Here is a 15,292-nt window from a genome sequence, read left to right as displayed (position 1 = left end):
GGGGGTTGACATGGTGATCTCGCTACAGTCGCGGGTGCTGCGATTGCACGGCCGACTCGACGGTGCAACGGTGTCCGAGGTACGCGGGGAGCTGTACGACGCGATCGACGGGCTTCGCGAGGGAGTAGACACCGAGCTGATCGTCGACCTCTCCGGAGTCGAGTCCGTCGATGCCACCGGCCTCGGCGTCATCGCGGGAGCACATCGGCGAGTGACCCGCGGCGGGCACCGCCTCGTTCTTCGCGGTTGCAGCGTGCAACTGCGCCGCGCGCTGGCCATGACTCGGCTGACCCGGGTGGTTGCCGTCGAGCGCGAGGCGGTCTGATCAGTTCCCGCCGAGGCGACGCTCGATCGCCTCGATGATCTTCGGTCGCAGCTGATCGGGGGCGATCACCTCGTCGACCGATCCCACCTCGACGGCGCGATGTATATCGTGGATTCCGTCGAACTCCGCGGCCACCTCGGAGATCTTCTCCGCTCGCAGCGCAGCGCGCAGTTCTGCGAGCTCGACGGCGAGCCGGGCTCGTTCGGGTCCGTTCGCGGACTCGATCCGCTCCTCGAGCGCTATCGCGCCGGGGTCTGCCGCCGCACGCTTGTCGACCTCCGAGGAGAACACCACCGCAGCGGCGGGGGCTCCGCCGAGCACCGATGCGTACGACCCTTCGACCGCGAGCACCGTCATGGACGGGTTCAGCCGCTTGGAGAAGACCACGAATGCCCCGCCGTGGTAGCGCGAGATCACGCAGAACACGATCGGGCCGTTGAAGTTGACGATCGACCGGCCGATCTCGGCGCCGTACTCGAGTTGTAGGTTGCGCATCGAGTCCGGGGACCCGTCGAAGCCGGACAGGTTCGCCAGTACGACGAGCGGGCGGTTGTCGGAAGCGGCGTTGATCGCCCGCGCGGCCTTCTTCGACGACCGCGGGAACAACGTACCTGCGGTGTAGGTGTCCGGGCCGTCGGTCGGCGGGAACCCGCCACGCGGCACCGGCCTGGACTCGATGCCGAGCAGGCAGACCGAGTGCCCGCCCAGGTGGGCATCGCAGACCACCGCGGTATCCGCATCCGCCATACCGGCCCACCGCTCCAGCAGCGGGTGATCCTGGTCGGCTACGGCGCGCATCACGGTACGAATGTCGAACGCCTTCTTGCGGTCCGGGTTGCGAGCGGCCGAGAAGATCTCGCCGACGGTCGTGAACTCACTGTCCGGAATCGAATGGGGGTACGTCGACACGTCTCGATCTGCGGGGTCGTCGGTGTGTGCCCGACGCGGACCGGGTTCATGTGGCTCCACGTACGTGTGCTCGTAGTGCCGCATCAGGATCGTCAGAGCTCCGGCGAGATCCGGTGCCCAATACTGCGCTTGCCCGTTCGGGCCCATGACGCGGTCGTACCCGCCGATGCCGTAGTTGTCCTCGGCCGAGACGCCGCCGGAGAAGTCCAGCGACTGCTTACCCGTCAAAACCATCGCCGAGTCCGGTGTCATCACCAGGATGCCGCGCGTGTGCATCAGCATGGTGGCCTCGGCGTTCCAGTACGGCTGGGCGCCGACGTTGATGCCGGCGACGACCACGTTGATCTCGCCGCCGGCCTGAGTGAACTCCACGATGCGCTTCAGCGCGGCGGCGACCCAGTCCATGTTCTCCGTACCGGAGTCCATGGAGATTCTGGCGCCGGCCGAGATGGCGAACCACTCAACCGGCACGCCCAGCTCCTCGGCGAGGTCGATGGCGGCGATGATCCGTGTGCACTCGGGTTCGGATACCGCGCCGAGCGACTTCGTCGGGTCGCCGCACAGCACGACCCGTTTGATGCCGTCGGGGTAGAGCGGCGTCGGGGTGGACACGACGGCGGCCAGGATGCCCGCCTTGTTCTGCCCACGCGGTCGGTCGACCGGAACGAGGCGTCCGGTGTCGTCGAGGTCGTGCTCGATCAGCGAGCCACCGGCCGCGAGAACGGATTCGAGCTCGTACGGATACACCAGTCCGCGCCGCCGGGCTCGCAGCACCTTGCTCGCGTAGTCGTCGAGCGGTCGCAGCGGCTCGGTCGGTGGCGCCTCGATGTCGGCGACGACACCGGCGCCGGCCCGCGAATGGAATCGGATCGCGACCGGGTACGTCTGACTGTCCGGGCCGGCGACGCGACCCTGCGCGAGGACCTCCTCGATGCCCGCGCCCTCGCTGAGCGGCGTGATCTTGGACTGCAGCGCGGTGAGCTGGGCAACATCGGCTTCGACGACGGGCCAGACCGTGACCCAGACGTGGTTCTGGTCGAGCTTGCTGCCGGCGGAGCCGCGCGAGGTGCGTACCCGACGGATCGCCTCGAGGCAGTTCTCGACCGCACGCTCGGCGTGGGGGAGACCGGTGACCGTTCCGTCCTCGTCGCGTACGACCGCGAGCTGGCGTACCTGCGCCATCGCGACCAGGCGCCGATCGCGGGAGTTCTCCCTTGCCACGCATTCGTACAGCAGCACGTCGGCAGGGGCATCGAGTCGGGTGACGTCGAACTCGCTCAACCGCCACAGGTTGAGCCGGCGCCCGACCATCGGATGCATCCCGCGAACCAGATCGTCCTCGGCGTACTGACCGGATGCATCGCGCCGGAACGTGTAGTAGCCGACCTCGCGGCCGCCTCCGGGTGAGACCGCGACGGCGATGCGTCGCGCGCGCGGCGCGAGGTCGAGGCTGACGAGTGCGGCCTGGACGAGCGCCGCTGTCGCGTCGCCTTGCTCGGTGACGTCCGGGGCGTGGAGGTACAACTCGACGACGTTCGGTCGCGCGTCGCTGAGCTGTGCACAGATCGCCTGGTCGAGCGCGCCGCCGGGCTGGTGTAGCTCGTCGAGGGTGCCGATCGTCGTCGTGAGGCGGTTCGGCCCGATATCGCCAACGGTGTACTCCGCGACGACCAGCGGCCGGTCGCCCACGTGCAGATTCTCCACGTCGTGCAGGTCGTACTCCAGGTAGTGCCGGCGCACCAACACCTCGAGGAGCGGCTCCTCACGCGGCGGGCCGTTCTCGAGCCGGGCGCCGAGAAAACCGACGAGCTGCTCGGGTATCGCGGTGAGCGTGGCGATGCGCTCGGCCCGGTCGGGGGAGGACGGGTCGGCGGCAAGCGCCTCGACCTCGTCGGCGACGCCGCCGAGAACGGTCAGCCGCTCGGCGTCGACGAGCGGCTGGTCGAACCACCGGAACCGGATGCTGCGGGCCAGGTCGCCGACCACCGGATAGCGCAGCTGAGTCGCGCGTACCATCCGCTCGAGCAGTTCACGCGCCGTTGCCGCGATCTCGTCTCCGGGCGCGGGCGTGTGCAGCCAGCGCTGCAGCAGCGCGACCGCCACCTCGACGTCGGTCGCCGGGCGCTGCTGGGTGATGAAGATCCGGAAAACGGCCTCCTCGAGCGCGGCGGATCGCTCGAGATCGTCGATGCCGTAGTGCGTGAGCACGCGTACGAGCCGGTCACGGAACTGCTCGGGTAGGCCGACCCGGTCCGGATCGAGGCTCTGCAGGTACGTATGCAGATGCTCGCGCGAGCTGTGTACGCGAAGTTCGGTGTGCACGTCCTCACCGGCCGGGCGGTTGCGTCCGAGCTCCGCGATATCGGTGAACAGCCCGAGCACCGACAGCTCGTCGGCCACGTGCTGGATGCTGTCGCCGCCCTGCTCATCGCGCGCGCTGAGGTAGTCGCGAAGCACTCTGCCGCGCTCTTGCGGATTCACGTCGTAACCCAGGAGCAAGGCGCTGAGGTCGGCGCGGGCGGCGTCGAGACGCTCGCTCGGCGAGGGGACCTCGTCGGCGGACGGCAGCTCCAGGGCAGTCAGCCCGCCTCCGCTGTCTTCCTCGACGGCGTCGTCGTTGCCGACGGGTTCCAGACGTGCCAGCGCCGCGCCGGTCTCGACCTGGCTTCCGGTACGTACCAGAACTTCCTTGACCCGTGCGGCGAACGGCGCGTACAGCACGGTCTCCATCTTCATCGACTCGAGGACGAGCACCGACGCACCGGATGCGACCTCGTCGCCCGCCGCCACGGGCGTCGCGACGACCAGGGCGGGAGCCTGTGCGCGCAGGACACCGCCTTCGTCACGGCTCACCCGATGGGTCACGCCGTCGACCTCGACCAGTTGCGTCGGGCCGTGGGTCGCGGTCACCAGCCGATACGTATGGCCGGCAACGGTCATTCGGCTGTGGAAGTCGTCGAGCCGGTCGACGTGCGCCTCCACAGTCTGCTGCTCGGCGCCCGCCGTCACGGCGACGGAGTATCGATCGGGGCCGGACTGGATCACGGTGACCCGGTACGACGCGCCACGCAGCTTCAGGTCGATCGGCCTGCCGACCTCGTGCTGGAGTTGCGGACGGCCGCCGCGGGCGGTCTCGAGCAGCCGGGCGATCTCGTACCGCTCCTGCTCCTCGTACGCTTCGATCGCGGCGGCGACGAGTGCGATCCCGGAGTGCTGCTGCGCCACGAGCCGGCCCTGCTCACGCGCGGTGTCGATCCAGCCCGTGCTCGCCCAGGACGGCTTCCCGGTGACGACCTCGGGCTGGTCGAGTAGCTCCAGGATGAACGACTTGTTCGTCGCACCGCCCTCGATCACCACGGTCGTCGCTCGGAGTGCACGCCGGAGCCGGGCGAGTGCTTCGTCCCGGTCGCGGCCGGAGGCGATGATCTTGGCGATCATCGAGTCGAAGTCGGCCGGGATGGTGTCTCCCTCACCGACACCCGAGTCGACCCGGATACCCGGTCCGGCCGGGAACTCGAGGCGGGCGATGCGGCCCGGTGCCGGAGCGAAGTCGCGGTCCGGGTCCTCGGCGTTGAGCCGGGCCTCGACGGCGTGCCCGGATTCGACGGGACGCTCGCCCTCGAGCCGGCCGCCTTGCGCGATGTGCACCTGGAGCCGAACCAGATCGAGTCCGGTCGTGATCTCGGTGATCGGGTGCTCGACCTGCAGCCGGGTGTTGACCTCGAGGAAGGCGAATGCGCGGTCGTCGGGGTGGTAGAGGAACTCCACCGTGCCTGCACCGCGGTAGTCGACGGCGAGCGCGAGTCGCTCGGCGGCCGCCTTCAGTTCGTCACTCTGTTCGGTCGTCAGCAGCGGCGATGCCGACTCTTCGATGACCTTCTGGTTGCGTCGCTGTACGGAGCAGTCGCGTACGCCTATCGCCCATGCCGTGCCCTGGCCGTCGGCGATGAGCTGGACTTCGACGTGCCGTGCGCCGGTCACGAGGCGCTCAAGGAACACGACGCCGCTGCCGAACGCGCGCTCCGCCTCGTCGCGAGTCCGTTGGTACGCGTCGGCGAGGTCGTCGACGCCGTCGACCTTGCGGATACCGCGTCCGCCGCCGCCCGCGGTCGCCTTGAGCATCAGGGGATAGCCGATCCGGTCGGCGGCCGCGAGGGCATCGTCGAGGGTGTCGACACCTCCACCGCTCCATGGAGCGACCGGCACGCCGACCTCCTCGGCGATCAGCTTCGAGCCGATCTTGTCGCCGAGCTTGCGCATCGCCGAGGCCGTCGGGCCGATGAAGACGACACCGAGTCGCTCGCACAGATCCGCGAACGCGGGGTCCTCCGCGACGAATCCCCAGCCGACCCACGCCGCTTCCGCGCCGGTGGCGACCAGCGCCCGCTCGAGCACGTCGAGATCGAGGTACGGGCGGTCAGCAGCGGCACCGAGCAGGTACGCCTCGTCGGCCTCGCGTACGAACCTCGCCGTCGCGTCGACGTCGGTGTGCAGCGCGATCGTACGCAGCTCCGGCGTGTCGGAGAGGTGCGAGGCGTTGATATCCCGCACGGCGTTGATGAGGCGCATGGCCGCCTCACCGCGGTTGACGATGGCAATACGAGTGAACGTCACGGACCGAATCTGCCATGTCCGTGAGTTACGGGCGAGTCGCAAACCCCGCCGATGCGCCGACCGGGCCGGCTGCCGGCTCCCATCCCGGATGCGGAACGCTGTTCAACAGCATTCGCGTGTAATCGTCCGACGGATCGCGGAGAACGTCCTTTGTGGACCCCTCCTCGACGATCTTGCCGCGCAGCAGGACCACCAGTCGATCGCTCACCGCTTCGACCACCGCGAGGTCGTGGCTGATGAAGACGCAGGTCAGCCCGAGCTCGGTGCGCAACTCATCGATGAGCAGCAGAATCTGGGCCTGGATCGAGACATCCAACGCGGCGACGGCCTCATCGAGCACGAGTACGTCGGGCTCGACGCAGAGACACCGGGCGATCGCCGCGCGCTGCAGCTGTCCGCCGCTCAGCGACGCCGGTCGGGCTTCGCGCTCACGCTTGCCAAGACCTACCCGGTCGAGTAGCTCCGCGGTGCGACGTGCTCGATCGGGCCGTCCGTGCAGAGCCAGGGCGTACGAAAGGCTCTGTTCGATGGTTGCAGCGGGGTCGAGCGAGCCGAAGGGGTTCTGGAACACGAGTTGAACGGCTCGTGCGCGTTCCAGACGTGCGCGTCGGCCGCGCGGCGGTGTGGTGAAGTCACGGCCGGCGATCTCGACCGTGCCCGCGTCGGCTCGTTCGAGACCGACCATGATGCGGGCGATCGTCGACTTTCCGCTTCCGGACTCGCCGACGATCGCGACCGACTCCCCGGGGGAGATCGACAACGACACGTCGTCGACGGCCGTTACGGCGTTGCCTGCCCGGGTACGAAACGTCTTGCGGAGCCCGTCGACGCGGAGTGCGATCGGGTGGTGCGTCATGGTGCTCCCTCCACAACGGATGTGGTCACGGGTGCGAGGTCGACCTCACCGTGGCGGCGGCATGCGACGGCATCGTCGCCGGTTACGTGAAGCTGCGGTACTGCATCGCGGCAAGCCTGTTCGGCGTACGGACACCGCGGCGCGAACGCGCAGCCCCCGAGGGACTCGCCGAGTGATGGCGGCGCGCCTGCAATTGGTCGGATGGGGTGCCCTGACAGCAGCTGCGGTGTGCTGTCGCGCAGCCCCGCCGTGTACGGGTGGCGCGGCTCGACCAACAACCGGTCTCCTGCTTGCACCTCGACGATGCGGCCGGCGTACATCACGCAGACGCGGTCGCAGATCGCCGACGCAAGCGTGAGGTCGTGCGTGATGAACAGCATGCCGAGGTCGTGTTCGGCGCGCAGCGACATGAGCAGCGCCACGATCGATGCCTGGGTCGATACGTCGAGCGCACTCGTCGCCTCGTCTGCGAGTAGGAACTCGGGTTCGCCGGCGAGCGCCGACGCGATGACGACCCGTTGGAGCATGCCGCCCGAGAGCTGATGCGGGTGGGCATCGAGGAGTTGTTCTGGGTCTCGAAGCCCGACCGAGCCGAACAGCTCCACGATCCGGTGTTCCGCCTCCGAGGAGGCGAGGCCGAACGCCGTCCGCAGCTGCTCGGTTGCGTACGCACCGACCGTGCGCACGGGGTTCAACGCCGAACGCGGGTTCTGGTAGACCATCGCGAGCCGTTCGGAGCGCAGACGTCTCAGCCCAGCGTCGTCGAGGTCGAGGACGTTCGTGCCGCCGAGGCACACCCGGCCGCTCACTGTGGCGCCGTCGGGTACCAGCCCGAGGGCGGCACGTGCGGTTGTCGACTTGCCCGAGCCGGACTCACCGACCAGGCCGACGATCTCACCCGGCGCGATCGTCAACGAGACATCTTCGAGCACGGGACGAGCCGTACCCGGCAGCGTCATGCCCAGGTCTTGGAACTCCAGCATCACGGCCGATCCACCCCCAGCCGGTCGGCCAGGCGTACCCCGACGACGTTGACCGCGACTACGGTCAAGGCGATCGCGGCGCCCGGTGCGAGTGCCGGCAGTACCGACCCCTGGATCAGGGGCAACTGGCCTTCGGAGACCATCAGGCCCCAGTCCGAGCTCGGTGGTTGCGCGCCGAGGCCGAGGTAGCTGAGACCTGCGAGACTCATCAGTGCCTCTCCGAACAGCACAACGCAGTAGCCCAAGATCAACGGGATGACGCGAGGAACGAGTCTCCGTAGGCAAATGGCGACTCCGCCGACGCCCATGACTCGGTACGCCTCGATGTACTCACGGCGGCATTCCGAGAGCGCTGCGCTGCGAGCGAGCTTCGCAACGGCGGGTGTGTACGCGATGCCGAGCGCGATCACGGCCGCCGTGATGCCTTCGCCGAAGATCGCGATGACGAGAACCGCGAACAGCAGACCCGGGAACGCGATACCGGCGTCGGTCGCCCGGGATATCACCGTGTCGACCCAGCCGCCCTTCCACGCGGCGAGAATCCCGATCGGCGGCCCGACGATGAGCGCGAAGCCGAGAATCAGCAGTGGGCCGATCAGGCCGGTACGAGCGCCGTACATGATCCGCGATGCGATGTCCTGCCCCGACTGGTCGGCGCCGAGCCAGTGAGCGCTGCTGATGCCTTCGAGCGATGCGGACAGATCGGCTTCGGTGGGGTCGTGCGGCGCGACCCACGGCGCGAACACGGCGCAGCAGACCACGGCCGCAACGAACACGGCGGAGAGCCAGAACGTGACGCCCGCCCGGTTGCGTGTCTTCGCGATCGGAATCGAAGCGGAGGTGGTGGCCGTCATGCGGCACCTCGCAGTCGCGGGTCGGCCAGCTGCTGGAGAGCGTCGGCGATTCTGGTCGTCACGATGTAGGCGAGGACGAGCAGGAGTAACACGGCCTGCGTCACGGGCATGTCGCGCTGGTCGATTGCGTCGATCAGCAGTTTGCCGACACCGCTGAGGCCAAAGGCCTCTTCGACAAGCACCGTGCCGGCGATCGTGCCGGCCGTGATGAGCCCGGCCATCGTGATGATCGGTGCGGCGGCGTTGCGGAGCATGTGCTGCCGCACGATGTGGGTATTCGGCAGACCCCGCGTACGGGCGACGTCGACGTGCGGCGAGTCGGCTTGGCTCACCATCGACTGCCGGGTCACCCGGGTCATGCCGGCTATCGAACCCACCGCGAGTGCGATCGCCGGCAGCGTCAGGTGATAGAGCCGGTCCGTGATGCCCTCGCCGGCGCCTGTGGTCGGAAACCACGCCAGGCCGACCGCGAACACGGCGATGAGCGCGACGGCCGCGACGAACGGGGGAATCCCACCGAGGAACGTCGTCACCATCAGGATCGCCGAGTCGGCGGCCTTACGACGGCGCAGGGCGGAGACCACCCCGAGCACGACGCCGATGAAGACGATCAGAACGGCGGTGTAGACGACCAGGAATGCGGTCACGTCGAGCCTCGACGCGAGCAGGCTGGATACGTCCTGCCCGTACACGTAGGACGTGCCGAAGTCGCCTTGGATCGCGTTGCCGAGCCAGTAGAAGTACTGGACCAGCATCGGATCGTCGAAGTGGTACTGCGCGTTGATCGCATCGAGTGTCTCCGGCGAGAGGTTGTCGGGTCCACCCGCGAGCAGTGCCGCCTTGTCACCCGGAGCGAGATACATCGCGAGGAAGATCAGGAACGACGCGAGGAGGAGGGTCACCGCCACCTCGACGACGTTGCGTACGACAGTTCGCATGGCGGCCGCGTCAGGCTGAACCGAGGTCCGCGGCCCACGGGTACGTGAGGTAGGCCATCGCGACGGGCGCGCCGGACAGCTTGCTCGACGTCACGAGGGTGTTGGGCGTCATCACGAGCGGGATCGAGAGCATGTTGTCCAGATAGATGTCCTGCACCTTCACGGTGAGGTTCGCCCGCTTGTCCTCGTCGTACTCGCCTGCCGCGGCATTGAACGCCTGCGCGTACTCGGGATCGTCGAAGCCCACGTAGTTGTTGACACCGCCCGGGAGTGCGTTGTCGTACATCCCGAGCGGATCGGGTTTGGAGAGGTACCAGTCACCGATGAAACCGTCGATCTCGGCCCGTGCATCCTCGCTGGCGAACAGTTCCGAGTACTGCGCGTCCGAGAGTGTCTTGATCTTGACCTCGAGACCGATCTCCGATGCTGCGGTGCGTACGCCGTTCGCCATGACGTTCTGGACCTCGCTGCCGCTCGTGGCGATGGTGATCGGGCCGGGATCGCCCGCCTCCTTCACGAGGTCCTCGGCTTTGCCCAGATCAGTGTCGCTGGGTGATGCAGGAGTGGTGTCGATCGCGTCGAACGCGTCCTGGAAGACTTCTGGTGCGTACCCCCAGGTGCCGGAGCCGACCGGGACGTTCCACGCTTCGGCGCGTCCGTCGAACGCCGCCTTCACGATGCCGTCGCGATCCATCGCGAGCGACAGGGCGGTGCGGATCCGGTCGTCGCCGAGCGCCCCGTCGCCGCGCGCCGGGAAGACCTGCCACGAGGTGGTGGTCGCTCCGTACGAGACGGTCAGATCGTCGTTGGAGTCGAGCGGGCCGACCAGCGACGGATCGGTCAGGAACGTGCCGTCCGCCTCGCCGGAGTTCACGGCGTTCACAACCGCGGAGGCAGCGCCCCACCGGTACGTCAGGCTCTGCGTGTTGACGTCACGGTCTTTGTCCCAGTAGCTGGGCGCGGCGTCGAGTGTGATCGACGTACCCGCATTCCACTCCGTCAGCTCGTACGGGCCGCTACAGGCGTCGGGGCTGTCCGGCGTGCCGAACGAGTCGCCCTGCTTGTCGATCACCTTGCGGTTCCAGACGATGCCGCCGTCGCCGGCCATCCGCATGTCGAACTGCGCATCGGGCTCGGCGAGGGTGACGGTCACTTCGTACTCGCCGGTCTTGCGTACCTGCTTCACGCCTTCGTACTCATCGGACTCGTCGGCGCCGGGCTCGGCATGTCGGTGCATGCTCCAGACCACGTCGTCCGCGGTCATCGGGCTACCGTCGTGGAAGGTGACGTCGTCGCGCAGCGTGTAGACAACCGTGGTCGGCTTCGGTCGCTTGACAGACTTGGCGAGGTGCGGCTCGATGCTGTAGTCCGGCTGCACCTGGAACAACCGCTCGCATACGTTCGCGATCACGGAGTCCTCGACGTCGCCGGCATCGACGTCGGAGTCGAGGGTGGCGGGTTCGGCCGAGAGCATCCAGTTGACGCGGTCGGCGGGGCCGGAAGCGGGTTTGGTGGTGGCGACGAGCTCGTCTTCGGTCGGCGGCTTGCCTCCGCTCGAGTCGGAGTCGGCGCAGCCGGTCAGGACGACGGCCGCGGCGCCGAGCAGCGCCATCGGTGCGATGATGCGGCGATTCATGATCTACCTCGTGTGAGTGGGTGAGTCGGGACCGTCGTAGACGTTCCAGGGGGCGACCTCGTAGGAGTGCTGGCACGGCATACCGGGGGTGAGGTGGTACGTGCCGGTCGTGAGGTCGACGCAGTTGGACAGCAGGGTCGACCACTGCCGCAGCTCGTCGTGGGTGGGATCGGGATGTGAGCAGACGGACTCGGGAGCGCCGAAGTGGTCGGACATCGTTGCGTGTACGACCTTGCGGATCGCCTCTGCATCGACGGCCGTCGCGGCCTGAGCCAGACCGCGCTCGATGATCGGCACGCGATACAGCGAACTGGCCGAGTTGGGACGGTAGGTGTCGGCGAGCTGCGCAGGGATGCGGCCTTGGTAGTGGTTGCCGTGTACGAGCACGCCGCCGGTCGGGTACAGCCAGTCGTGGGCGAACGGCGTCGTCTCGAGGTCGACGGCGAAGCCGTCACGATGGGTCAGTAGCGCATTGCTGGGGATGTCCTGCCGTGCGTCGAGCAGCACCTTGATCGCGTCGTACGGGTTGAACGAATCGAGTACGCGGCGGCGGATCAGCGGCTGCGGTACGCCGGGAGAGGTGCCCGGGAAGCGCCCGCCGAGGCCGTTGGCGTTCAGCGCGAGCCCGGCGGAGTTGGCTCCCTGGCGGCCGACCTGACCCGCCTCGACGTGCTGCACGATGGTCGGCTTGTCCGGACGTACGACCCGTAGCAACAGCACGGTGTCACGTACGGCGTGGCGCCAGTCCCAGTTCTGGCCGCAGTAGACGTGGCCGTCACCGGTGGCATCGGCCAGCAGCGCGAACGACGAGCATCCGTCGGCGTCGAGGTCGAGTTCGTCGGCATCCGCACCCAGCGACTCATCGCGTCGCATCCGGCTGATCTCACCGCGAGCGTTGAGGGCGAGAACGTCGAGTAGATCGAGGCCCGAGCCGTCGGCGATGCCGCGCATCTCGTCGATCAGGTCGGGAGCGAAGGCCGTGCTCGGGGCGAGCCACTCGCGGGCGAACTCGCGTACCTGTGACCAGGTCAGCCCCTGCGTGTCGCCGAACGACGCCTCGTAGAAGTCGCGTGCCGCTTGGATCTGAGCTGCGGCGAACTCGCCGTACTGGGTGCCTCGCTCGTGGTCGCCGCCACTGATCTCGACGGACGGGAGGGTCAAGCTGTCCACGCACTGCTCCTTGTAGTGACCATTTCGAAACGCCCCCACTATGTCGTGAGTGCGTCAGGCGCCGAGTGTAGTGCATACTTCAGTCATGTCAACAGATGAAGTGGATGCGTCGACGACGACGCTGGCGAATCGAGTCAGCGCTGCGTTGGAGCGGTTGTCGCCGTCCGAGACCCGAGTCGCGCAGTACGTGCAGGCCATGCCGGTTGAGGAGCTCATCTTCACCAATGCCGGACAGCTCGGTCGGCTCACTCGCACCAGCGACGCGACTGTCGTTCGTACTGCCCGCAAGCTCGGCTACACGGGTCTGCCCGAGCTCAAACGCGAAGCAGGCAACGGACTCGGCGCGGCCGCGCACCCCAAGGAGCGGCTGTCACAACGCATCGCCGCGCTGGGTTCGGACATCGGCTCCATCAGGCAGCAGATCGTCGCCGATGCAATCGAGTCGCTCGAGCTGACTCGGGATGCGGTCGACGACGCCGACCTCCAGACGGCCGTTGGCGCGCTCGCGCACGCAGACACCATCTTCACGTTCGGCTACGGCGGCTCCGAGCACGGAGCGAGCCATCTCGCTCGGATGCTCGCGCGCATGGGCTACGACACCCGTGCGATCGGCGACACGGGTCTGTTGCTTGCCGATGCCCTCATGCAGGTGGGGCACGGTGATGCCGTCGTCGTCTTTCAGCCCGGCAGGGTGCTACGCGATATCGAGGTGATCCTCGAGCACGCGAACTCGGTCGGCGCCACGACGATCCTGGTCAGTGGCGAACGCCTGCACGACCAGCTCGCAGGGTCGTACGACGTCGGACTGCTGGCGATTCGTGGGTCAGCGCAGATGTCTGCCGAGGCGCTGTCGCCGATGGTGGTCGCCGATGTGCTCGCGTACGGACTGAGTACGCTCGACGAACAGCGTGCCACTCACGCCCGCGAGCAGCTCACCCATGTTCGCCAGCGACTCATCCAGCGCTGAGGTCGCTTCGCGTGAGCCGTCTCACGCGGGGGTTACTCGGCGGTCATTTGGGCCTAACCTTTGCCTATGCGGGACAAACCCTGGGTGATGCGGACGTACGCGGGGCACAGCTCGGCGGCGGCGTCGAACGCGCTGTACCGAAAGAACCTGGCCAAGGGCCAGACCGGGCTCTCGGTTGCGTTCGACCTTCCGACACAGACCGGCTATGACCCCGACCACGAGCTGAGTCGCGGTGAGGTGGGCAAGGTCGGCGTTCCGATCGCCGACCTCGGTCAGATGCGGGCGCTGTTCGACGGCATCCCGCTCGGCGAGATGAACACGTCGATGACCATCAATGCGACCGCCATGTGGCTGCTCGCGTTGTACCAGGTCACTGCCGAGGAGCAGGGTGTCGACCCGTCGAGCCTGGCGGGCACGACCCAGAACGACATCATCAAGGAGTACCTCTCGCGGGGCACGTATGTGTTTCCGCCGGAGCACTCGCTGCGCCTGACATCCGACATGATCGCGTACACCGTCGCGCACATGCCCAAGTGGAACCCGCTGAACATCTGCAGCTATCACCTGCAGGAGGCCGGTGCGACCCCGGTACAGGAGCTCGCGTACGCGCTGTCGACGGCGATTGCGGTGCTCGACGCCGTGAAGGACTCGGGCCAGGTCGCCGACGAGGACTTCGGCAGGGTCGTCGGGCGGATCTCGTTCTTCGTCAACGCGGGTGTGCGCTTCGTAGAGGAGATGTGCAAGATGCGCGCCTTCGGGCGTCTCTGGGATGAGATCACCCGCGAGCGGTACGGCGTCGAAGACCCCAAGATGCGTCGCATGCGCTACGGCGTCCAGGTCAACTCGCTGGGTCTCACCGAGGCGCAGCCCGAGAACAACGTGCAGCGCATCGTGCTCGAGATGCTCGGCGTGACGATGTCGAAGAACGCCCGTGCGAGAGCCGTCCAGCTGCCAGCGTGGAACGAAGCGCTCGGTCTGCCGCGTCCGTGGGACCAGCAGTGGTCCCTGCGCCTTCAGCAGGTGCTCGCGTTCGAGTCCGATCTGCTGGAGTACGACGACATCTTCGACGGCTCGCACGTGATCGAGGCGAAGGTCGACGAGCTCGTTCAGGGTGCGAAGGACGAGATGGACCGCGTACAAGCGATGGGCGGTGCGATCGCCGCAGTCGAGTCGGGCTACATGAAGCAGGCACTCGTAGCGTCGCATTCGCGGCGTCGTGAGGCGATCGAGTCCGGTGAGCAGAAGGTGGTCGGCGTCAACTCATACCTCGAGACGGAGCCGTCGCCTCTGACGGCCGATCTCGAGACGTCAATCCAGACTGCCGATCCGCAGGCCGAGGCGAGTGCGATCGAGGCCTTGCGTCAGTGGCGCGGCCAGCGCGACGACGACGCAGTGCGTACCGCGCTCGAACGGCTGCGTGCAGAGGCCAAGACCGATACAAACCTGATGGAGGCGACACTCGCCGCGGCGCGGGCGGGCGCGACGACCGGCGAGTGGGCGGGCGCGCTACGCGAGGTGTTCGGTGAGTTCCGGGCTCCGACCGGTGTGACCGGAAGCGTCGGCGTGAGCGAGGCCGGCACGGAGCTCTCGGCCGTACGCGAGCGTGTGCGTGCGACGGGCGAGGAGCTCGGCGGGCGGCTGCGACTACTCGTCGGCAAGCCCGGTCTCGATGGGCACTCCAACGGCGCTGAACAAGTGGCCGTACGTGCTCGCGATGCCGGATTCGAGGTCATCTACCAAGGCATCCGGCTGACGCCGTCGGAGATCGTCGCGGCGGCGGTCGCCGAAGACGTCCACTGCGTCGGACTCTCGATCCTGTCCGGCTCGCACATGGAGCTCGTACCCGATGTTCTACGCGGCTTGCGCGACGCAGGCGCCGGTGACATCCCGGTCATCGTCGGTGGCATCGTGCCCGAGGTCGACGCGCGACGCCTCGAGGAGCAAGGCGTCGCCGCCGTGTTCACGCCGAAGGACTTCGGCCTGACCGAGATCATGGGGCACATCGTGACGGCGATTCGTACCGCCAACGGACTGCGGTAG

At 67.7% G+C, this 15,292-nt stretch carries 10 protein-coding genes; 3 read left to right on the top strand and 7 right to left on the bottom strand.

Annotated features, from left to right (window positions below):
• Positions 1-10 precede the first annotated feature (10 nt).
• The gene (locus MU582_15785) at positions 11-325 is read left to right on the top strand and encodes an STAS domain-containing protein (GenBank protein UPK73887.1); all 315 of its coding nucleotides are present in this window, start codon (positions 11-13) and stop codon (positions 323-325) included.
• Here MU582_15785 and MU582_15780 read toward each other — a convergent pair whose 3' ends face one another.
• From MU582_15780 to MU582_15750, 7 genes are read right to left on the bottom strand one after another with little or no spacing between them, the layout of a single operon-like run.
• Entirely contained in the window at positions 326-5,848 is a 5,523-nt protein-coding gene (locus MU582_15780; GenBank protein ID UPK73886.1) for an ATP-grasp domain-containing protein, read from the bottom strand.
• Positions 5,849-5,873: 25 nt separating this feature from the next.
• Complete coding sequence (locus MU582_15775) at positions 5,874-6,704, bottom strand: ATP-binding cassette domain-containing protein (GenBank protein ID UPK73885.1); 831 nt, start codon at positions 6,702-6,704, stop codon at positions 5,874-5,876.
• On the bottom strand, positions 6,701-7,687 hold the full coding sequence (locus MU582_15770) for an ABC transporter ATP-binding protein (protein ID UPK73884.1): 987 nt from the start codon (positions 7,685-7,687) through the stop codon (positions 6,701-6,703). The genes MU582_15775 and MU582_15770 overlap by 4 nt, the downstream gene beginning before the upstream one ends.
• Positions 7,687-8,541 carry an ABC transporter permease gene (locus tag MU582_15765; GenBank protein ID UPK73883.1) on the bottom strand — a complete coding sequence of 285 codons (855 nt, stop codon included), beginning with the start codon at positions 8,539-8,541 and terminating at the stop codon, positions 7,687-7,689. The genes MU582_15770 and MU582_15765 overlap by 1 nt, the downstream gene beginning before the upstream one ends.
• On the bottom strand, positions 8,538-9,479 hold the full coding sequence (locus tag MU582_15760; protein ID UPK73882.1) for an ABC transporter permease: 942 nt from the start codon (positions 9,477-9,479) through the stop codon (positions 8,538-8,540). Before MU582_15760 ends, MU582_15765 begins: the two co-directional genes overlap by 4 nt.
• Positions 9,480-9,489: 10 nt before the next feature.
• Entirely contained in the window at positions 9,490-11,115 is a 1,626-nt protein-coding gene (locus tag MU582_15755) for an ABC transporter substrate-binding protein (protein ID UPK73881.1), read from the bottom strand.
• Between the two features lie 3 nt (positions 11,116-11,118).
• Positions 11,119-12,285 (bottom strand): C45 family peptidase, encoded by a 1,167-nt coding sequence (locus MU582_15750; GenBank protein UPK73880.1) that lies wholly within the window; start codon positions 12,283-12,285, stop codon positions 11,119-11,121.
• Positions 12,286-12,370: 85 nt separating this feature from the next.
• On the opposite strand from MU582_15750, the gene MU582_15745 reads away from it, so the two are divergent.
• Both MU582_15745 and MU582_15740 read left to right on the top strand, forming a co-directional pair.
• Positions 12,371-13,252: a MurR/RpiR family transcriptional regulator gene (locus tag MU582_15745; GenBank protein ID UPK73879.1), complete on the top strand. Its 882-nt coding sequence runs from the start codon at positions 12,371-12,373 to the stop codon at positions 13,250-13,252.
• A 66-nt stretch (positions 13,253-13,318) separates the two neighbouring features.
• On the top strand, positions 13,319-15,292 hold the full coding sequence (locus MU582_15740; protein ID UPK73878.1) for a protein meaA: 1,974 nt from the start codon (positions 13,319-13,321) through the stop codon (positions 15,290-15,292).

Source organism: Nocardioidaceae bacterium SCSIO 66511 (assembly GCA_023100825.1).
Lineage (GTDB): Bacteria > Actinomycetota > Actinomycetes > Propionibacteriales > Nocardioidaceae > Solicola.
The sequence above is the reverse complement of the archived record's forward strand: the minus strand, read 5'-3'. Positions and strand labels throughout refer to the sequence as shown.

Excerpts from the sequence above, each read along its gene's own strand:
- MU582_15785 (UPK73887.1), top strand. The coding sequence starts at position 11 with ATGGTGATCTCGCTACAGTCGCGGGTGCTGCGATTGCACGGCCGACTC.
- MU582_15775 (UPK73885.1), bottom strand. The coding sequence starts at position 6,704 with ATGACGCACCACCCGATCGCACTCCGCGTCGACGGGCTCCGCAAGACG.
- MU582_15770 (UPK73884.1), bottom strand. The coding sequence starts at position 7,687 with ATGCTGGAGTTCCAAGACCTGGGCATGACGCTGCCGGGTACGGCTCGT.
- MU582_15765 (UPK73883.1), bottom strand. The coding sequence starts at position 8,541 with ATGACGGCCACCACCTCCGCTTCGATTCCGATCGCGAAGACACGCAAC.
- MU582_15760 (UPK73882.1), bottom strand. The coding sequence starts at position 9,479 with ATGCGAACTGTCGTACGCAACGTCGTCGAGGTGGCGGTGACCCTCCTC.
- MU582_15755 (UPK73881.1), bottom strand. The coding sequence starts at position 11,115 with ATGAATCGCCGCATCATCGCACCGATGGCGCTGCTCGGCGCCGCGGCC.
- MU582_15745 (UPK73879.1), top strand. The coding sequence starts at position 12,371 with ATGTCAACAGATGAAGTGGATGCGTCGACGACGACGCTGGCGAATCGA.
- MU582_15740 (UPK73878.1), top strand. The coding sequence starts at position 13,319 with ATGCGGGACAAACCCTGGGTGATGCGGACGTACGCGGGGCACAGCTCG.